Origin of the sequence: Lysobacter gummosus, assembly GCF_001442805.1 — a bacterium.
GTDB classification, from domain to species: domain Bacteria; phylum Pseudomonadota; class Gammaproteobacteria; order Xanthomonadales; family Xanthomonadaceae; genus Lysobacter; species Lysobacter gummosus.
The window spans coordinates 5,010,781-5,029,172 of sequence record NZ_CP011131.1 but is presented as its reverse complement, the minus strand read 5'-3'; the positions used below and the strand labels follow the sequence as shown (position 1 = coordinate 5,029,172).

Below are 18,392 nucleotides of genomic sequence, written 5' to 3'. Positions count from 1 at the left end.
TGTTGTGCGGGTAGTCATCGGTTCTTCCTGAACTGTGCGCCGTAGCGAAGCGGGCGATTATCGGCCGGCTCGAACGCGAGCGGCGCGAATTGCGGTTGCGACTGCGTCTGCGCGCGCTCCGACGCCGTACTTTCGTCCGGCTCGGCCTTGCGCAGCGTCACCCGCAGGTCGAACCACGCCGCCTGCCCGGTGACCGGATCGGCATTGGCGTAGTCGCCCTTGGGCGTGATGTCGGAAATCAGATGGTTGAGCAGGAACCCCTTGCTCGCTTCCGGCGCGTCCTTGGACAGGCGCCATGCGCCGCGGCGCTTGCCGATCGCGTTCCAGGTCCAGACCGTGTCGGGCTGGACGTTGGCGGCGAACCTGGCCTGGACGACGATGCGGCCGTGATGCGACTCCACCGCGATCCAGTCGGCATCAATCAGTCCGAAGCGCGCGCCGGTGTCCGGATGCAGATACAGATAATTGCGCGTGGTGATCTGCCGCAGCCAGGCGTTCTGCGAACCCCAGGCGTGGTACATGAACATCGGCCGCTGGGTGACCGCGCTGAGCGGGAAACGCGTCGCCGAATCTTCGACCTGCGCGCCTTCGAACGGCTCGTACCAGATCGGCAGCGGATCGAAATACGTCGCCACGCGCTGGCGGTGCTCGTCCGGTGGCTGGCGCGGGCCGTGGCCTTGCGCGGCGAGGCGGAATTTCTGCAAGGTCTCCGAATACAGCTGCAGCGTGATCGCTTCGGCGTGGCCGAGAAATCCCATCTTCTGCGCCCAGTCCAGATAGGCGCGATTGGCCATCTTGTAATAGCGCGCCGCCTCCGGCACATGGCTGCGCCAGAAACCGCCGTGCTCGATGTAGCGCTGCAGTTGCTCGGGATTGGGCGGGCCCTTGGCTTCCAGTTCGCCGTGCTCGCCGCGCCAGCCGGCGAGCAGGCCGACGCCGGGCGCGCGTTCGTGGCGGACGATGTAGTCGGCGTAGTCGCGGTAGCGCGGGCTGCCGTCTTCCAGGACCATGCCGGGAAGGCCCAGGCGGGCGCCTATGTCCAGCAGGACGGATTGGAAGCCGCGGACGTCTCTTGGTTTCTGGTCGTTGCCCAGGCGCTGACTCGCTGCATCTACGATTGGATGCCGGATCGCATCGCAGGCCGAATCGGCGTCGGAGATCGGCCGGTCGAGCAGGCTGATGGCGTCGAAGCGTTCCAGATAAGTGGTATCGGGCAACACCAGGTCGGCATAGGCGGTCATCTCCGATGCGTAGGCGTCGGCGTAGATGATGCGCGGAATGCGGTATTCGCCGTCGCTGCCGCGATCGGTGAGCCAGCCGATGGTCTGGGCGGTGTTCATCGCCGAATTCCAGCTCATGTTGGCCATGAACATCATCAGCGTGTCGATCTTGTACGGATCGCCGGCCCAGGCGTTGCGGATCACGGTGTGCATCATGCCGTGCGCGGACAGCGGATAGGCCCACGAGAACGCGTGGTCGATGCGGCGCGGCCGGCCGTGTTCGTCCACGACCAGATCCTCCGGTCCGTGCACGAAACCGAGCGGTGCCGCGTCCAGCGCGCCGTTGGCCTGGCGTTGTTTGCCGGGACGGTTCGGCGGCGGCAGCGGCTTCGGGAATGGCGGTTGATAGCGGAACGAACCCGGCGTATCCACCGCGCCCAGCAGCAGTTGCAGCAGGTGTAGCGCGCGGCATGTGTGGAAGCCGTTGCTGTGCGCGCTGATGCCGCGCATGGCATGCATGCTGACGGGGCGACCGATCATCTCGCTGTGTTCGCGGCCGTGCGCGTCCACCCAGGCGATCGGCAGCTTTACCGGGTTGTCGAATGCGGCTTGCGCGAGTTCGCGCGCGATGCGGCGAATGGTGTCGGCGGGGATGCCGCAGCGTTCGCTCACCGCGTCGGGCGAGAACTGCGGATCGAGATAGCGTTCGGCCAGCAGATGGAACACCGGAACCACGCGGCGGCCGTCGGGCAGGGTGTATTCGCCTACGACGGCGGGGGAGATGTCGATGGCGTCGGCGAGGTGAGGGCCGGGGTGAGGGCCGCGCACCCAGCACAAGGCGCGTCCTTCCTCATCGCGCGCGAACAAGCCATCGTCCGCGCCACCCGGATTGCGAATCACCAGCCAATGCGCATTCGCATAGCGCACCAGAAATTCCAGGTCGATCCGGTCGGCCTTCAACAACTCGTGGATCAACGCGAACGCGAACAAGCCATCGGTGCCGGGCCGGATCCCGATCCACTCATCGGCGATCGCGCCATAGCCGCTGCGCACCGGGTTGACCGCGACGATCTTCGCCCCGCGCGCCTTCAACTTGCCCAGGCCGAGCTTGATCGGATTGGAGTCGTGATCCTCCGCCACGCCCCACAGCATCAGATAGCGCGAATGCTCCCAGTCGGGCTCGCCGAATTCCCAGAACGAACCGCCCAGGGTGTACAAACCGCCAGCGGCCATGTTGACCGAGCAGAACCCGCCGTGGGCGGCGTAGTTGACCGTGCCGAACTGCTGCGCCCACCAGCCGGTCAGCGCCTGCGACTGATCGCGGCCGGTGAAGAACGCCAGCTCGTCGGGATTGCGTTCGCGGATCGGCGCCAGCCAGCCGGCGGCGATCTCCAGCGCCTGCTCCCATTCGATCTCGCGGAACTCGCCCGCGCCGCGTTCGCCCACGCGCAGCAGCGGCTTGCTCAGCCGCGCCGGCGAGTAGTGCTGCATGATCCCGGCCGAACCCTTCGCGCACAGCACGCCCTGGTTGACCGGGTGATCGGGATTGCCCTGGATGTAACGGATGTTGCCGTCGGCGAGCCAGACCTTGATGCCGCAACGACACGCGCACATGTAACAGGTCGTGGTCTTGACCTCGTCCCCGGGCGAAGGCGACAGGTCGATGGCTGGCTCGGTGGGAGCGTGCTCTCGCATCGGGGCATTGTGCCTATCGCGCCGCGATCAGGCGAGCGCGGCGGCGGCGCTTGTCATCGCCGCGCAAGGCCGGGGATACTGCGACGTTGCGCCCAGGGAGCGGTAACGCATGATGCTTTTGCTGGCGTTCGCCTATTACGGCGGACCGATCTGGGTGGCGGGGCTGCTGGCCTGGGTCGGCTATGCACAACGCGCGCGCCGTCCGGGATTCAATCGCTGGTACGCGGCCGCCGTCGCATGTGCGGTATTGGGTGCCGCGGCCTTGTGCTTCTGGCACCTGTGGGCCGGAGCGATGCGCGGGGTGGGCGGCTGAATGCGCGGGACGCCCGCGCGGTCGCAGCCACTGCGACCGCGCAGGTGTCTAATGTCACTTCACCGCCGGCGCTTCGATCTTGATACTGGGATCGTTGAAGCGCGAGTACTTCAACGTCGAGGTGTACGTCTTGCCGGACACTTCGGCGACGTTCACCGCCTGCACCGGATAACCGTTGGCCGCGACCCAGAAGGTCGAGGAGGACTTGGGTTGGCTGTTCTCGACTTTGTACTTCTTGGTGGCCACCCCGCCGATGGTCTCGGCGCCCAGCGCCGTCACCTTCAGGGTCTGCTGATTGCCGAGGATCTTGTCGCGGCTGCGCGTGGCCGCCACGCCGCCGCCGGGCGAGGGTTGCTTGCGGGTCTTGCCCTGTATCGTCAGATACGCGGTGTCGCCGATCATGATCTGTTCGCCCATCGCGCCCATCTTGATGCGGATGCGGTCGGGAGCGACGAAGTCGGTTTCGGTGCCCGGGCCGGGGCCCATGCTCATGCTGGCGTGGTAGGTCTTCGCGGCGAGGAATTTATCGACCGCGGCGACGACCTCTTCTTTCGGGCCGGCCCAGGCCAGGCCGGACGCGCACAGGCCGAGCAGCAGCACCGCGGGGGTCAGTGTTGCGGATAATGAGGTCTTGATCACGTAGGATCCTTAAGTTCGATGGTGGCGGCCGGACAGCGGCCGGTGCCATGCTAGTTGTGTCCCCACCGCCTCGACCAGACCCCGCCGACATGGAACGTATCGAACGCATCCACGCGTTGCACCGGATTCTCACTGCGGCCAGGTATCCGGTCACAGTTCAGCGCCTCCAGGAAGACCTGGAATGCTCGCGCGCGACCGTCTATCGGGATCTGGCCTACCTGCGCGACTACCTGATGGCACCGGTGGTCGGCAACGGCGAGGCCGGGTTTCGCTACGACACCAGCGAAGGCGACCGTTTCGAGCTGCCCGGCCTGTGGCTGAGCTCGGAAGAGCTGCACTCGTTGCTGGCCGCGCAGCAGTTGCTGATGCGCAGCGGCGGCGGCGTGCTGTCCAATGCGCTGGCGCCGTTGCAGCAGCGCATCGAAAAACTTCTCGACGAGCACGCCGGCGGCCGCCGCCTGCCGGTGGAGCGGGTGCGGGTGATTCCGCATCGCACCCGGCGCCTGGACGAAACCGCGTTCCGCTGCGTCGCCACCGCGGTGCTCGATCGCAAGCAACTCACGTTCGAATACCGCGCCCGTTCCACCGACGAGCGCACGCGCCGCAGCGTATCGCCGCAGCGGCTGACCCATTACCGCGAAAACTGGTACCTCGACGCCTGGGACAACGAGCGCGATGCGCTGCGCAGTTTCTCGGTCGATCGAATCAGCGCGGCCAAGGTCGGCGAGGCCATCGCCCGCGATGTCGCCGACGAAGAACTCGATCAGCACCTGGCCTCCAGCTACGGCATTTTCTCCGGCGCGCCCAAGGGCTGGGCGACCATCGTCTTCAGCGCCAAGGCCGCGCGCTGGGTCGCCGACGAGCACTGGCATTCGCAGCAGCAAGGGCGCTTCCTGCCCGACGGCCGCTATGAGCTCAAGGTGCCCTACAGCGCCGGGCGCGAGTTGTTGATGGACGTGATGCATTACGGCAGCGACGCCGAGATCGTCGAGCCGGTGGTGCTGCGCGAGCAGGCCAAGTCGATGCTGGAACTGGCGCTGAGCAACTACGGTCACTGATGGCCGGAGCCGACGCCCCGCACATCCAAAGCGGCGAACCGGTCGCGCTGGTTCTGGGCGCGGGCGGCGCGCGCGGGCTGGCGCAGATCGGCGTGATCGAAGCGCTGCAGGAGCGCGGGCTGCGCATCGTCGCGGTTGCCGGTTCTTCCAGCGGCGCGCTGGTCGGCGGCTTGTTCGCCGCCGGCAAGATGGACATCTATCGCGACTGGCTCTACAGCATGAGCCGCACCGACATGCTGCGGCTGCTCGACCCGGTGTTCGGCCAGCCGGCGCTGTTCCGCGGCGAGCGCTTGATGCACGCGCTGCGCGAACTCGCCGGCGAGCCGCGCATCGAAGACCTGGCGGTGGATTTCACCGCGGTCGCGGTCGATCTGGTGCGCCAGCGCGAGGTATGGCTGCGCGAAGGCGACCTGTGGGATGCGGTGCGCGCTTCGATCGCGATCCCCGGCGTGTTCACCCCTTACGAGTTGCACGGCCGCGAACTGGTCGATGGCGGCCTGCTGGCGCCGTTGCCGATCACCGCCACACGCCTGTCCGATGCGCAGCGCCTGATCGCGGTGGACATGCACGGCTGGCCCGACCAGCCGCCCGGCGGGCTGGCGCATCACAACGGCGCCGACAAGGCGCAGGCCTTGCAGGTGGCGTCGATCAAGCCGCCGTCGCTGTTGGCGCGCTGGTTCCGCCGCAGCTATCAGCCCGAGGCCAGCGCCCCGGGCGAGGAAGCGCCGCACGAGTTGAGTTTCAGCGAGTTGATGGCGCGTTCCTTGGACATGATGCAGGCGCAGATCGCGCGCGTGCAGTTGGCGTTGGACCCGCCGGAGCTGGTGATCCGGATTCCGCGCGATGCGTGTCAGTTCTATGAGTTCTGGCGGGCGAAGGAATTGATCGCGTTGGGGCGGGAAGAGGCGGATAAGGCCTTGGACAAGGCGGGGTACTGAGGGCGCGTTCGGGGCCTTTGGGATCTGGTGTTCGGCGTGTGGGTATTCGCGCTTGGGGATGCAGCTTTTGCGGCTGTTAGCCCTTGAAAGATGGTTCCATCTTTCGGTTGCCATTTCGGATAAACGACACTTGAAGTTGCAAGCTTGCGCTGCGGCTGTTGCTGCCACGGCTGCGGTTGCCTACGGCTGTTGCCAGCGCTGTTGCTGTTGTTGTTGCAGTTGTAGTGGTGGTTGCCGTTGCCGAGATTTTGTTTTGGCTTGGTTCCACTTTTGCAGTGTTTCGGCTTCGCCTTTGTTTTTGCCGTTGCCGTTGCCGTTGCTGGGCGCCGCCTGTAACTCGCGAGACCGAAGGACACCCGAAGGGCGGCGCACATGGACGTGCGCCGGGTGCCACCTTGGGCAGGATGCCCAATGTGGCACCTGCCTGCGCAAGCACCGCACTCGTGGCTTTTGACTCGAAACAGCCCAAAGCGTTTTCTTTGGTTACTTTCTTTGTCGCTTTGGACAAAGAAAGTGACCCGCCGCTCCATGGCGGAAGCTTTAGGCGTTTGATCTTGTTTTCGCTCTCGCTCTCGCTCTGGCTCTGGCTCTTGCTTGAGACTTCTTTTGCTCGTCATTCCCGCGAAGGCGGGAATCCAGTGCCTTTCGTGCGAGAACGCTTGAAGTCGCTGGATTCCCGCGTTCGCGGGAATGACGGTAGGAGGGAGTGCGCAGGTCTGGTTGTTTCGATCAGGGGCTGTCAGGTTCCTTAGAAGCTCTAAACAAGATCAAACGCAACAAGCAGGATCAAACGCTAAACGCTTCCGCCATAAAGCGGCGGGTCACTTTCTTTGTCCAAAGCCACAAAGAAAGTAACCAAAGAAAGGGCTTTGGCTGTTTCGAATCAAGAGCCACGAGTGCGATGCCTGCGCGGGCAGGTCCCACATTGGGCATCCTGCCCAAGGTGGGACCCGGCGCACGTCCATGTGCGCCGCCCTCCGGGTGTCCCAGGTCTCGCGAGTAACAAGCTGCGCCCAGCAACAGCAACAGCAACAGCAACAGCAACAAAAGCAAAGCCGAAGCTGAAGCCGAAGCAGGGCACGGCAAAGCGGAGCCGAGGCAAAGCAAAATCTTGGCAACGGCAACGGCAACGGCAACGGCAACGGCAACGGCAACGGCAACGGCAACGGCAACGGCAACGGCGCGAGCCGCCGCGCCGCAGCGGCTACGAGTGCAACGGCCAGCCAAGCAGCCAAGCCCCATCCCGATCAACGGTCCTGAACATCGCAGCCTCTGAGACGCAGCCCCCGGAAGGTGGAATCCCGACAGCCCACCCCTCAAGCACCGTTCCGGAGTCAGGTCATGACCGCTACCGCGCCCACCGCCCGTTCCGCCGCCGATGAGGCCGGCTCCCTCCACGCTGACCTGGACACCGCGCTCGGGTATGCGGTCGCCATCGGCTGCCTGCTGGTGCTGATGCTGCCCGGCGCGCGCGGCAGTCATGCCGTCATCGGCTGGCTGCCGCTGTGGCTGGTGGCGATGCCGGCGCTGGCGTGGTGGGCGCTGCATCGGTTCCGGTTGCCGTCGTGGCGGCAGAACCCGGCCAGTCCGGCCGAACCGGCGCTGCGCCGCCGCCGCCGCGGATTGGTGCAGGCGCGGCGCCGCCTGCGGCCGGCGGTCACGGCGCGTCCGCTGCCGCGGGTGGCTTGATCGATACGGCCGCCGGCGCGCCGACTGTGCGGAATGTGGCGGCGCGCCGGCCGCGAATGCGGCGCCGAACCCACTCCTGGCGGCACCCCGGCAGCGCGCGGGCAACGCGCCAAACCGGGCAACTCCCTACATGACCTTGGACAGGGCGGAGCCCCTCCCGCCCTGTGCTAGCGTGGCGGCCTTCCTTTTGCACCGGATGAGCCATGCCCACGATGTCGCAGACCTGTCAGTCCTTGTTGTTCGCGGCCGGTCTGGCCGCGGCTTCGGCCTCCGGCGCCGTATACGCCCAGGAGGCGCCCGTGACCGACGATCCCTATGCCTGGCTCGAAGACGTCGAGGGCAAGCGCGCGCTGGACTGGGTCCACGCCCGCAACGCCAAGACCGAAGCCGAGCTGGCGGCGACGCCGCAGTTCAAGCAGCTCGAAAGCAGCATCCTCGCCATCCTGGATTCCAACGCCAAGATCCCCGGCGTGGAGAAGATCGGCGCCTACTACTACAACTTCTGGAAGGACGCGCAGCATCAGCGCGGCCTGTGGCGCCGCACCACGCTGGAGGAGTACCGCAAGGACCAGCCGAAGTGGGAGACGGTGATCGACCTGGACGCGCTCAACGCGCAGGAAAACGAGCAGTGGGTCTGGCACGGCGCCGAATGCCTGCGGCCTGAATATCAGCGCTGCCTGATCGCGCTGTCGCGCGGCGGCTCCGATGCCGACGTCACCCGCGAGTTCGACCTCACCAGCAAGACCTGGATCAAGGACGGCTTCTTCCGCCCCGAAGCCAAAGGCAACCTGAGCTGGATCGATCGCGACCACGTCTATGTCGCCACCGATTTCGGCAAGGGCACGATGACGACCTCGGGCTACGCGCGCACCGTGCGCCTGTGGAAGCGCGGCACGCCGATGGCCGAGGCCACGCCGGTGTACGAGGGCAAGGACAGCGACATGTCGGTGGCGGCCTGGCACGACCCGACCGAGGGCTTCGAACGCGATTTCGTCCAGCGCGCGCTGGCGTTCTACAACGACGAGCTGTACCTGCGCGGCCAGGACGGCAAGCTGACCAAGATCGATCTGCCCAACTCGGCCAACAAATACGTGCACCGCGAATGGCTGATCGCCGAGTTGCGCGACCCGTATGAAGCCGGCGGCAAGAAGTACGCCTCCGGCAGCCTGATCGCGATCAAGTTCGACGACTTCCTCAAGGGCAAGCGCGGCTTCACCACCTTGTTCGCTCCGACCGACACCACTTCGCTGGCGAGCGCGGTGTGGACGCGCCATCACCTTGTGGTCAACGTGCTCGACGACGTCAAGTACAAGCTCAGTGTGCTGACGCCGCCGGCCGATGCCGGCGCGGGCGAATGGACGCGCAGCGCCTTCGTCGGCGCGCCGGCGTTCGGCACCGTGTCGGTGGGCGCGGTGGACAGCGACGACAGCGACGCGGTGTGGCTGAGCGCGTCGGACTACGTCACCCCGACCACGCTGGCGCTGGCCGACATCGGCAAGCCGCCGCAGACGCTCAAGACCAATCCGACCTTCTTCGATTCCTCCAAGGACACGATCGAACAACACTTCGCCAAGAGCGAGGACGGCACCCGCGTGCCGTATTTCGTGGTGCGGCCGAAGGATCTGAAGTTCGACGGCAAGGCGCCGACGCTGCTGTACGGCTACGGCGGTTTCGAAATCTCGCTGACCCCGGCCTATTCCGGCGGCATCGGCAAGGGCTGGCTGGAGAAGGGCGGCGTGTACGCGGTCGCCAACATCCGCGGCGGCGGCGAGTACGGCCCGCGCTGGCACCAGGCCGCGCTCAAGGCCAATCGCCACAAGGCCTATGAGGATTTCGCCGCGGTCGGCCGCGACCTGATCGCGCGCAAGATCACCAGCACCCCGCACCTGGGCGTGCAGGGCGGCAGCAACGGCGGCCTGCTCACCGGCAACATGCTGACCCAGTACCCGGAGCTGTTCGGCGCGGTGGTGGTGCAGGTGCCGCTGCTGGACATGAAGCGCTACAACCACTTGCTGGCCGGCGCTTCGTGGATGGCCGAGTACGGCAATCCGGACACCGCCGACTGGTCGTTCATCAAGACCTTCTCGCCGTACCACCTGTTCGACGCCAAGCGCGAATACCCGCCGGTGATCTTCATGACCTCGACCAAGGACGACCGCGTCCATCCGGGCCATGCGCGCAAGATGGCGGCGAAGATGCTCGACGCCGGCAAGAACGTCACCTACTACGAAAACGTCGAAGGCGGCCACGGCGGCGCGGCCAACAACGCCCAGCAGGCGCACATGAACGCCCTGGCCTACACCTTCCTGTGGGAACAACTGGCGAAGTGACCGGCGCGGCCGGCTCGCGCGGATCGGCCATCCAACGGGCGCCTTCGGGCGCCCGTTCGCGCGTTGCGGCCCCGCTGTCGCGGGCCGCGCCATTGCGTATCACGTAATCGGACCCTATATGAAACCGACTCTATTCACGTTAGCGGCCACGTTCCTGATGACCACGACCCTCTCCGTCTCCGCCGCCGGCCTGCCCACGCCGCCCGACGCCGCCAAGAAGCCGCATGAAGTCAAGGCGCCGCACGGCGCCCAGCGCAGCGACGAGTACTACTGGCTGCGCGACGACAAGCGCAAGAACCCGCAGATGCTGGCGTACCTCAACGCCGAGAACGCCTACGCCGACGCGTTCATGAAGCCGCTCAAGCCGCTGGAAGACAAGCTGTACGACGAGATCGTCGGCCGCATCAAGCAGGACGACAGCTCGGTGCCGTACCGCGAACGCGGCTACTGGTACTACACCCGCTTCGAAACCGGCCAGGACTACCCGATCCACGCGCGCCGCAAGGGCAGCATGGACGAGGCCGAGCAGATCCTGCTCGACGTCAACGCCATGGCCAAGGGCAAGGATTACTTCAACGTCGGCGGCATGGAAATCACCCAGGACAACACCATCCTGGCCTGGGTCGACGACGCCGTCGGCCGCCGCCAGTACAAGATCCGTTTCAAGAATCTGGCGACCGGCGAGATCTATCCGGAGGTCATCGATAACGCCTCCACCGACCTGGTCTGGGCCGACGACAACAAGACCCTGTTCTACGTCGAGAACGATCCGGAAACGCTGCTGACCGTGCGGGTCAAGAAGCACGTGCTCGGCACCCCGGCGGCCAGCGACACGCTGGTCTACGAGGAAAAGGACGACAGCTTCTACATGGGCATCGGCCGCACCCGCGACGACGCCTACCTGTGCATCAGCGTGCACAGCACGGTGTCGAGCGAGACCCGCTGCGCGCCGGCCGCCGATCCGAAGCAGTTCGTGGTGCTGGCGCCGCGCGAGCGCGATGTCGAATACGACGCCGACCGCCTCGACGGTCGCTGGGTGATCCGCACCAACGCCCCCGGCGCCGACGGCAAGCCGGCGCCGAACTTCAAGCTGGTCACCGCGCCCGACGGCGCGCAATCGCGCAAGGAGTGGAAGGACTGGATCGCCCACCGCGACGACGTGTTCATCGAAGGCTTCGAGCTGTTCGACGGCTTCACCGCGGTGGCCGAGCGCTCGAACGCGCTCGAACGCCTGCGCCTGATCGGCAAGGACGGCAAGGAAGAGTTCGTCAAGGCCGATGAGCCGGCGTTCTCGATGGGCCTGTCGACCAATTCCGAACACGACACGCCGTGGCTGCGCTACACCTACACCTCGCTGACCACGCCGGCGACCACCTACGAGCTCAATACGCAGACCGGCGAGCGCAAGCTGCTCAAGCGCCAGCCGGTGATCGGCTTCGACGCGGACAAGTACGTGACCGAGCGCTTCTGGGCGACCGCGCGCGACGGCGTCAAGGTGCCGGTGTCGCTGGTGTACAAGAAGGGCTTCGAGAAGAACGGCAAGGCGGCGATGCTGCAGTACGCCTACGGCAGCTATGGCTTGTCGATGGACCCGGCCTTCAACAGCACCATCGTGAGCCTGCTCGATCGCGGCATGGTCTACGCCATCGCCCACATCCGCGGCGGCCAGGAAATGGGCCGCAAGTGGTACGACGACGGCAAGCTGTTCCACAAGAAGAACACTTTCAACGACTTCATCGACGTCACCGAAGACCTGGTCAAGGCCGGTTACGCCGCACCCGACCGCGTCGCCGCGTATGGCGGCAGCGCCGGCGGCCTGTTGATGGGCGCGATCAGCAACATGGCGCCGGACAAATACCGCGTGGTGCTGTCGCAGGTGCCGTTCGTGGACGTGGTCACCACCATGCTCGATGCCAGCATTCCGCTGACCACGAACGAGTACGACGAATGGGGTAATCCGGAGAAGAAGGATTACTACGACTACATGCTCACCTATTCGCCCTACGACAACCTGAAGAAGCAGGCCTATCCGGCGATGTTCGTCGGCACCGGCCTGTGGGATTCGCAGGTGCAGTACTGGGAGCCGGCCAAGTACGTGGCGCGTCTGCGCGACCTGGACACCGGCGCGCAGCCGGTACTGTTCCGCACCAACATGGACGCCGGCCACGGCGGCAAGTCCGGCCGCTTCCGCAAGTACCGCGAACAGTCGGAGATGTATGCCTTCATGATCGATCAGATGCAGGTCAGCGCGGATATTTCGATCAAGTAAGCGCCGTGCCGCGGCCTTCGGGCCGGTGATGATCCGACGAACCCGGCGTATGCCGGGTTCGTTGTTTCTGGTGCTGAGGTTGGGGGCGTGTGTGGTGGAAGCTGCGTCGTTGCTGAGCGAAAGGCATCGGGGCTGAAGCTCCTCCCACAAGAGCGGTCGCGGCTTCGGTGACTTTTGTGGGAGGGGCTTCAGCCCCGATGCTTTCCGCTCAAATCGCCGGACAGCCCCACCTTCAATGCCCCGCGCTTGAAACCCCCGCGATCCCCGCCATCTCTCCCGCATCCCGACAACAACAGCGCCCAGCCGCATACTTCCGGCATGCCCGTTCCGCCCACTTCCGCCGACCCCCAGCCCGGGCAGGACGCCGAGCGCATCGACGCCGCGCCGGCCCCCGAACCCGCGCCCCCGCAAGCCCGCAGCCGCTTCCGCTGGGCCTGGTGGCTGCTGGCCTACACCAGCCTGGGCCTGGGCATCGTCGGCATCGTCGTGCCGGGCCTGCCGACGGTGCCGTTCGTGCTGCTGTCGGCGTTCGCCGCCGCGCGCGGCTCCGAGCGCCTGCACGCGCGCCTGCACGCGCACCGCCAGTTCGGGCCGATGATCCGCGACTGGCAGGCGCACGGCGCGGTCAGCCGCCGGGCCAAGCGCCTGGCGGTGTCGATGATGGCGGTGTGCGCGGTGATCATGATCCTGACCTCGCCCAAGTGGTGGATGTGGGCGAGCGGCATCGCGATCATGACCGCGGTCGCGATCTGGCTGTGGCGCCGGCCGGAACCGCCGCGCGGCTGAGCGCTCAGCCTGAACCGGCGCAACCCCGCCGCGCGCCCCGGCGCGCCGGCCGGGTTCGTTTCGGCCGGCCTCGCGGGCTACACTTCGGCCCATGAATGCACGCCATGCCACGTCCCCGATTTCGACCGCGCTGATCGCGAGCGCACTGACCCTGGTCCTGAGCGCTTGCGGCAACAAGGGCCCGCTGGTCCTGCCGACCCAGCCCGCGCCGCAGCAGGCGCCGCGTGCCAAGCCCGGCGAAGTGCCGGTGACTATCTCCAACGCCAACGACCCGCCGGTCGCCACCGATCCGAACGTGGGCAAGAAGTCCACCCTGCCGGCGCCGCCGCTGCAGTCGGTGCTGCCGCCTCCGGCCGGTACCAAGGACGCCGAGGGCAAGGACAAGACCCAGGACGGCGAAACGCCGCCCGATCCGCCGGTCGAGCCCACTCCCGCCTCCTCCGGCGGCCAGGGCGATGGCTGAGTCCGCGATCGCCGCGGCCGCGCCGCAACGTTTCAGCAAGATGCACGGCGCCGGCAACGACTTCGTCGTGCTGGATCTGCGCGGCGGCCAGCCGCAACCCGACGCCGCGCTGTGCCGCCACTTCGCCGACCGCCACCTCGGCGTGGGCTGCGATCAGATCCTCACCATCGAAGACCCGCTCAGCGAGGGCGCGGTCGCCTCCTACCGGATCTGGAATTCCGACGGCTCGGCCTCGCAGCAATGCGGCAACGGCGCGCGCTGCATCGCCGCCTGGCTGGTCCGCGACGGCGCCGCCGGCGAGAGCAGCTTCGCGGTGGACAGCCCGGCCGGACGCCACGCGGTGTGGCCGCTCGGCGAGGGCTACTACCGCATCGACATGGGCCGGCCCGAGTTCGATCCCGCGCGCATCCCGCTGCGCGGCTATTCGACCCGCCAGGACCAGTACGTTCTCGACGTCCACGACACCGTGATCGGTTTCGGCGCGGTGTCGATGGGCAATCCGCACGCGGTGATCGAAGTGGACGACGTCGATGCCGCGCCGGTGGAGACCATCGGGCCGATGCTGCAATCCAGCGCGGAGTTTCCCGAATCGGCCAACGTCGGTTTCGCGCAAGTCATCGCGCCCGACCGCATCCGCCTGCGCGTGTACGAGCGCGGCGTCGGCGAAACCCTGGCCTGCGGCAGCGGCGCCTGCGCCGCCGCGGCGGTGCTGATGCAGCGCGGCCGCATCCAGCGCGAGGTCGCCGTGCAATTGCCCGGCGGCGAGTTGCGCATCGTCTGGCCCGACGACGACAGCACCTTGTCGATGTCCGGGCCGACCGCATTCGTATTCGAAGGAGAATGGAACCGATGAGCGACAGATCCGGCGACAAGCCGGCCGAGCCCGGCGCGCACGAAATCGCCGCATGGCTGCGCCGTCATCCGCGTTTCCTGCAGCAGTTCCCCGACCTGTCGATGAGCCTGGTGGTGCCGCGCGAGGAAGGCTCGGCCGCCTCGCTGGCGAGCTACCAGCTGGAAGTGCTGCGCGACAAGAACCGCGAACTGTCGCGGCGCCTGCACGAATTGTTCGGCAACGCGCAGGAAAACGAGCGCCTGGCCGTGCGCACCCATCAGCTGACCCTGGCGCTGATGCGCCAGACCAACGCCGCCGACACGCTGCGCGCGATGGCCGCCAGCCTGGCGGAAGATTTCAACGGCGATCTGGTCCGCCTGATCGTGTTCCGCCGATACGACACGCTGGCCGACAGCGAATGGCTTCAGGTCATCGAAGAAACCGACCCGCGCCTGCAGCCGTTCCGCGATGTGCTCAACGACGGCGAACCGCTGTGCGGCCGCCTGCAGCCGGAAAAACACGCCGTGCTGTATGGCGAGCGCGCCGGCGACGTGCAATCCACCGCCTTGCTGGCGCTGCCCGGCACCGGCCTGATCGCGGTCGGCAGCCGCGACGCCAACCGTTTCTTTCCCGGCATGGGCACTTTGTTCCTGCGCATGATGGGCGAATCGCTGGCGGTGGCGTTGCGGCGTTACGACTGACCCATCGCCGCCGCGCAACGCTTGCGCGCGCCGCGGGTTGGCGCGGATGCATGCCGCCCGCGGTCGAAGCGCGTAGGATCGCCTGAATGAGCGCCGTCGCCGACTTCCTCGACCATCTGCGCGTGGAAAAGCGCATGTCCGCGCATACGCTGGACGCCTACCAGCGCGATCTGGGCGCGTTGACGCAATGGTGCGAACACGACGGCCGCGGCGACGTGCTCGCCTTGCAGGTCGAGGACGTGCGCGCCTTCATCGCCGCCGAACACCGGCGCGGGCTCACCGCCAAGAGCCTGCAACGGCGCTTGTCTGCCTGCCGCAGCTTCTACGCCTGGCAGGTCAAGCAGGGTACGTTGCCGGCCAGCCCGGCCGCGCCGATCCGCGCGCCCAAGGCGCCGCGCAAGCTGCCGCAAGTGCTCGATCCCGACGAAGCCAAGGCGCTGGTCGAAGTGCCGACCGACGCGCCGCTGGGCCTGCGCGATCGCGCCTTGCTGGAGTTGTTCTATTCCTCCGGCATCCGCCTGAGCGAGTTGTGCGCGCTGCGCTGGCGCGACCTGGATCTCGACGACGCGCTGGTGACGGTGCTGGGCAAGGGCAGCAAGCAACGCATCGTGCCGCTGGGCTCGCACGCGCGCCAGGCGCTGGCGCAATGGCGCGCGTCCACCGGCGCCGGCAGCGACGCGCAAGTGTTTCCCGGCCGCGGCGGCGGGCCGATCACGCCGCGCGCGGTGCAACTGCGCATTCGCCAGCTGGCCCAGCGCCAGGGCTTGTTCAAGCGCGTGCATCCGCATCTGCTGCGGCATTCCTTCGCCAGCCACATCCTGGAATCCTCCGGCGATCTGCGCGGCGTGCAGGAACTGCTCGGGCATGCCGACATCGCCACCACCCAGATCTACACGCACCTGGATTTCCAGCATCTGGCGAAGGTGTACGACGCGGCGCATCCGCGCGCCAAACGGAAGAAGCAGGAGTGAGTCGAGAGGAGTGAGGAAAGAGTGGGGCGGCGCCGGCTCTTACTCGTTTCTCACTCCTCTCGACTCGTTCCTGGCCCCAACGGGCCCTTGACAAGCGTTCCGGCGACCCCATCCAGGGTTACAGCATCCTGGAGGTCGCAATGGACCCGAGTCAGAATCCCAATGTGTTTCACGCAACGACCATCGTCTCGGTACGCCGCGACGGGCGCGTCGCCGTGGCCGGCGACGGCCAGGTGACGCTGGGTCACACCGTCATGAAATCCAACGCGCGCAAAGTGCGGCGCCTGGGCCGCGACGGCCAGGTCCTGGCCGGTTTCGCCGGCGCCGCCGCCGATGCGTTCACCTTGTTCGAATTGTTCGAAGCCAAGCTGGAAAAGCACGGCCAGTTGACCCGTGCCGCGGTCGAGCTGGCCAAAGACTGGCGCACCGAACGGCGCCTGGGGAAACTCGAAGCGCTGCTCGCGGTGGCCGATAAGGAAACGTCCTTGATCATCAGCGGCACCGGCGACGTCATCGAACCGGAAGACGGCATCATCGCCATCGGCTCCGGCGGCATGTACGCCTTGTCCGCGGCGCGCGCGCTGATCGCCCACACCCAGCTGGACGCGCGCACCATCGCCACCGAATCGATCGGCATCGCCGGCGATGTGTGCATCTATACGAATCGCAATGTCGTGGTGGAGGAGCTGTAGCAGTGAGCGCAGAGAAGTGAGGAATGAGCGAAAGCTTCGTCCCCACTGCCCACCGCGCCGTTGCTCTACTCATTCCTCACTCTTCTCAACTAATTTCTGTCTTCCGGCCTATGAAACCCGACAACAGCCACGCCACCATGACCCCGCGCGAAATCGTGCAGGAGCTGGACCGACACATCGTCGGCCAGCACGCCGCCAAGCGCGCGGTCGCCATCGCGCTGCGTAACCGCTGGCGCCGCATGCAGCTCGACGACGATCTGCGCAACGAAGTCATGCCCAAGAACATCCTCATGATCGGCCCGACCGGCGTGGGCAAGACCGAGATCGCGCGGCGCCTGGCGACCTTGGCCAACGCGCCGTTCGTCAAGGTCGAAGCCACCCGCTTCACCGAGGTCGGCTACGTCGGCAAGGACGTGGAGCAGATCGTGCGCGATCTGGCCGACACCGCGGTCAAGCTGTATCGCGAGCAGGCCAAGATCCGCGTGCGCACCCAGGCCGAAGACCGTGCCGAGGACCGCATCCTCGACGCGCTGCTGCCCAAGCGCGTACCCGGCGGCTTCGGCTTCGGCTCGGAAACGCCTGCCGCCGACTTGAGCGCGCCCGACAACGACACTCGCGCCAAGCTGCGCAAGCAACTGCGCAGCGGCGAGCTGGACGAGCGCGAGATCGAGATCGAAACCGCGGTCAACGTCGGTGTCGACATCATGGCGCCGCCGGGCATGGAAGAAATGGGCCAGCAGCTGCGGCAGATGTTCTCGCAGGTATCGGGCGGCAAGACCAACAAGAAGCATTTGTCGATCAAGGCCGCGCGGCCGCAGTTGATCGAGGAAGAAGCGGCCAAGCTGGTCAACGAAGACGATATCCGCCAGGCCGCGATCGAGGCTTGCGAACAGCACGGCATCGTCTTCATCGACGAGATCGACAAGGTCGCCAAGCGCGGCGAATCGGGCATGAGCGGCGGCGATGTCAGCCGCGAAGGCGTGCAGCGCGATCTGCTGCCGCTGGTGGAAGGCTCGACCGTCAGCACCAAGTACGGCGCGGTGAAGACCGACCACATCCTGTTCATCGCTTCGGGCGCGTTCCATCTGGCCAAGCCCAGCGATCTGATTCCGGAGCTGCAGGGCCGTTTTCCGATCCGCGTGGAACTCACCGCGCTGAGCAAGGACGATTTCGTCCGCATCCTGACCGAACCGAAGGCGGCGTTGACGACGCAGTATGTCGAGCTGCTCAAGACCGAGGGGGTGAATCTCACGTTCAGCGCCGACGCGGTGGACCGGTTGGCCGAGATCGCAGCGCAAGTCAACGAGCGCCAGGAAAACATCGGCGCGCGGCGTCTGCATACGGTGCTGGAGCGTCTGCTCGATACCTTGAGCTATGAAGCGCCCGATCGCGATGGCCAGGCGGTGACGATCGATCGCGCGTATGTCGATCAGCATCTGGGCGAGTTGGTGCAGGATCCGGATTTGAGTCGGTACATTCTGTAATCGCAGGAGCTTTCGCCGCGATATACAACAAGCGCAAAAAAGCCCCTCTCCCGCTTGCGGGAGAGGGGTTGGGGTGAGGGGAGCGAGCGCCGCAGGCGTGAGCTGCTTTGCCTTTCTCCGTAACGTCAGAAAAGCAAAAGCTCCCCTAACCCTCCCCGGCCCGAACGCATAGCGTTCGGGCGTTCACTGACGCGCGAGCCAATGGCTCGCAAGCCGCGTCCGCTCACCCCGCGCCCCGAAGGAAGTCACCTTGGGTGGCAAGCGGGAGAGCGAACTCTTCAGCCGGGCGGGAGAGGGCGTAGTTGCCGCGCC

Annotated in this window: 15 protein-coding genes; 13 read left to right on the top strand and 2 right to left on the bottom strand. The window is 66.5% G+C overall.

All coding sequences use genetic code 11. The features are described from left to right. Positions 1-14 precede the first annotated feature (14 nt). Complete coding sequence (locus LG3211_RS20400) at positions 15-2,915, bottom strand: molybdopterin oxidoreductase family protein (protein WP_057944432.1); 2,901 nt, start codon at positions 2,913-2,915, stop codon at positions 15-17. Positions 2,916-3,024: 109 nt separating this feature from the next. On the opposite strand from LG3211_RS20400, the gene LG3211_RS20395 reads away from it, so the two are divergent. Next, positions 3,025-3,228: a hypothetical protein gene (locus LG3211_RS20395; RefSeq protein WP_057944431.1), complete on the top strand. Its 204-nt coding sequence runs from the start codon at positions 3,025-3,027 to the stop codon at positions 3,226-3,228. 54 nt (positions 3,229-3,282) lie between these two features. Here LG3211_RS20395 and LG3211_RS20390 read toward each other — a convergent pair whose 3' ends face one another. Continuing rightward, positions 3,283-3,867 carry a hypothetical protein gene (locus LG3211_RS20390; RefSeq protein ID WP_148649042.1) on the bottom strand — a complete coding sequence of 195 codons (585 nt, stop codon included), beginning with the start codon at positions 3,865-3,867 and terminating at the stop codon, positions 3,283-3,285. Positions 3,868-3,956: 89 nt separating this feature from the next. Between LG3211_RS20390 and LG3211_RS20385 the strand changes: the two genes are divergently transcribed. The 12 genes from LG3211_RS20385 to hslU all read left to right on the top strand — a co-directional run bounded on the left by LG3211_RS20385 (position 3,957) and on the right by hslU (position 18,080). Further along, on the top strand, positions 3,957-4,925 hold the full coding sequence (locus LG3211_RS20385; RefSeq protein WP_057944429.1) for a helix-turn-helix transcriptional regulator: 969 nt from the start codon (positions 3,957-3,959) through the stop codon (positions 4,923-4,925). Further along, positions 4,925-5,863 carry a patatin-like phospholipase family protein gene (locus LG3211_RS20380; RefSeq protein ID WP_057944428.1) on the top strand — a complete coding sequence of 313 codons (939 nt, stop codon included), beginning with the start codon at positions 4,925-4,927 and terminating at the stop codon, positions 5,861-5,863. Before LG3211_RS20385 ends, LG3211_RS20380 begins: the two co-directional genes overlap by 1 nt. A 1,341-nt stretch (positions 5,864-7,204) precedes the next feature. Continuing rightward, on the top strand, positions 7,205-7,552 hold the full coding sequence (locus LG3211_RS20375; RefSeq protein WP_425479920.1) for a hypothetical protein: 348 nt from the start codon (positions 7,205-7,207) through the stop codon (positions 7,550-7,552). Between the two features lie 212 nt (positions 7,553-7,764). Continuing rightward, complete coding sequence (locus LG3211_RS20370) at positions 7,765-9,882, top strand: prolyl oligopeptidase family serine peptidase (protein WP_057944427.1); 2,118 nt, start codon at positions 7,765-7,767, stop codon at positions 9,880-9,882. 118 nt (positions 9,883-10,000) lie between these two features. After that, positions 10,001-12,151, top strand: a complete 2,151-nt coding sequence (locus LG3211_RS20365; protein WP_057944426.1) for a S9 family peptidase — start codon at positions 10,001-10,003, stop codon at positions 12,149-12,151. A 318-nt stretch (positions 12,152-12,469) separates the two neighbouring features. After that, positions 12,470-12,937 (top strand): YbaN family protein, encoded by a 468-nt coding sequence (locus tag LG3211_RS20360; RefSeq protein WP_057944425.1) that lies wholly within the window; start codon positions 12,470-12,472, stop codon positions 12,935-12,937. 91 nt (positions 12,938-13,028) lie between these two features. Beyond that, the gene (gene lptM, locus LG3211_RS20355) at positions 13,029-13,400 is read left to right on the top strand and encodes an LPS translocon maturation chaperone LptM (RefSeq protein ID WP_057944424.1); all 372 of its coding nucleotides are present in this window, start codon (positions 13,029-13,031) and stop codon (positions 13,398-13,400) included. Continuing rightward, entirely contained in the window at positions 13,393-14,253 is an 861-nt protein-coding gene (dapF, locus tag LG3211_RS20350) for a diaminopimelate epimerase (protein ID WP_057944423.1), read from the top strand. Before lptM ends, dapF begins: the two co-directional genes overlap by 8 nt. Continuing rightward, on the top strand, positions 14,241-14,933 hold the full coding sequence (locus LG3211_RS20345) for a DUF484 family protein (protein ID WP_057944422.1): 693 nt from the start codon (positions 14,241-14,243) through the stop codon (positions 14,931-14,933). Before dapF ends, LG3211_RS20345 begins: the two co-directional genes overlap by 13 nt. Positions 14,934-15,019: 86 nt before the next feature. Further along, the gene (gene xerC, locus LG3211_RS20340) at positions 15,020-15,904 is read left to right on the top strand and encodes a tyrosine recombinase XerC (RefSeq protein WP_057944421.1); all 885 of its coding nucleotides are present in this window, start codon (positions 15,020-15,022) and stop codon (positions 15,902-15,904) included. Positions 15,905-16,044: 140 nt separating this feature from the next. Further along, on the top strand, positions 16,045-16,596 hold the full coding sequence (hslV, locus tag LG3211_RS20335; RefSeq protein WP_057944420.1) for an ATP-dependent protease subunit HslV: 552 nt from the start codon (positions 16,045-16,047) through the stop codon (positions 16,594-16,596). A 110-nt stretch (positions 16,597-16,706) separates the two neighbouring features. Next, positions 16,707-18,080 carry an ATP-dependent protease ATPase subunit HslU gene (hslU, locus tag LG3211_RS20330; protein WP_235113616.1) on the top strand — a complete coding sequence of 458 codons (1,374 nt, stop codon included), beginning with the start codon at positions 16,707-16,709 and terminating at the stop codon, positions 18,078-18,080. Positions 18,081-18,392 lie beyond the last annotated feature (312 nt).

What these genes read in the sequence shown, in the direction of transcription:
- LG3211_RS20365 (WP_057944426.1), top strand. Translation starts at nt 10,001, where the DNA reads ATGAAACCGACTCTATTCACGTTAGCGGCCACGTTCCTGATGACCACG.
- LG3211_RS20360 (WP_057944425.1), top strand. Translation starts at nt 12,470, where the DNA reads ATGCCCGTTCCGCCCACTTCCGCCGACCCCCAGCCCGGGCAGGACGCC.
- LG3211_RS20400 (WP_057944432.1), bottom strand. Translation starts at nt 2,915, where the DNA reads ATGCGAGAGCACGCTCCCACCGAGCCAGCCATCGACCTGTCGCCTTCG.
- LG3211_RS20385 (WP_057944429.1), top strand. Translation starts at nt 3,957, where the DNA reads ATGGAACGTATCGAACGCATCCACGCGTTGCACCGGATTCTCACTGCG.
- LG3211_RS20380 (WP_057944428.1), top strand. Translation starts at nt 4,925, where the DNA reads ATGGCCGGAGCCGACGCCCCGCACATCCAAAGCGGCGAACCGGTCGCG.
- xerC (WP_057944421.1), top strand. Translation starts at nt 15,020, where the DNA reads ATGAGCGCCGTCGCCGACTTCCTCGACCATCTGCGCGTGGAAAAGCGC.
- lptM (WP_057944424.1), top strand. Translation starts at nt 13,029, where the DNA reads ATGAATGCACGCCATGCCACGTCCCCGATTTCGACCGCGCTGATCGCG.
- hslU (WP_235113616.1), top strand. Translation starts at nt 16,707, where the DNA reads ATGAAACCCGACAACAGCCACGCCACCATGACCCCGCGCGAAATCGTG.
- LG3211_RS20345 (WP_057944422.1), top strand. Translation starts at nt 14,241, where the DNA reads ATGGAACCGATGAGCGACAGATCCGGCGACAAGCCGGCCGAGCCCGGC.
- LG3211_RS20375 (WP_425479920.1), top strand. Translation starts at nt 7,205, where the DNA reads ATGACCGCTACCGCGCCCACCGCCCGTTCCGCCGCCGATGAGGCCGGC.
- hslV (WP_057944420.1), top strand. Translation starts at nt 16,045, where the DNA reads ATGGACCCGAGTCAGAATCCCAATGTGTTTCACGCAACGACCATCGTC.
- LG3211_RS20395 (WP_057944431.1), top strand. Translation starts at nt 3,025, where the DNA reads ATGATGCTTTTGCTGGCGTTCGCCTATTACGGCGGACCGATCTGGGTG.
- LG3211_RS20370 (WP_057944427.1), top strand. Translation starts at nt 7,765, where the DNA reads ATGTCGCAGACCTGTCAGTCCTTGTTGTTCGCGGCCGGTCTGGCCGCG.
- dapF (WP_057944423.1), top strand. Translation starts at nt 13,393, where the DNA reads ATGGCTGAGTCCGCGATCGCCGCGGCCGCGCCGCAACGTTTCAGCAAG.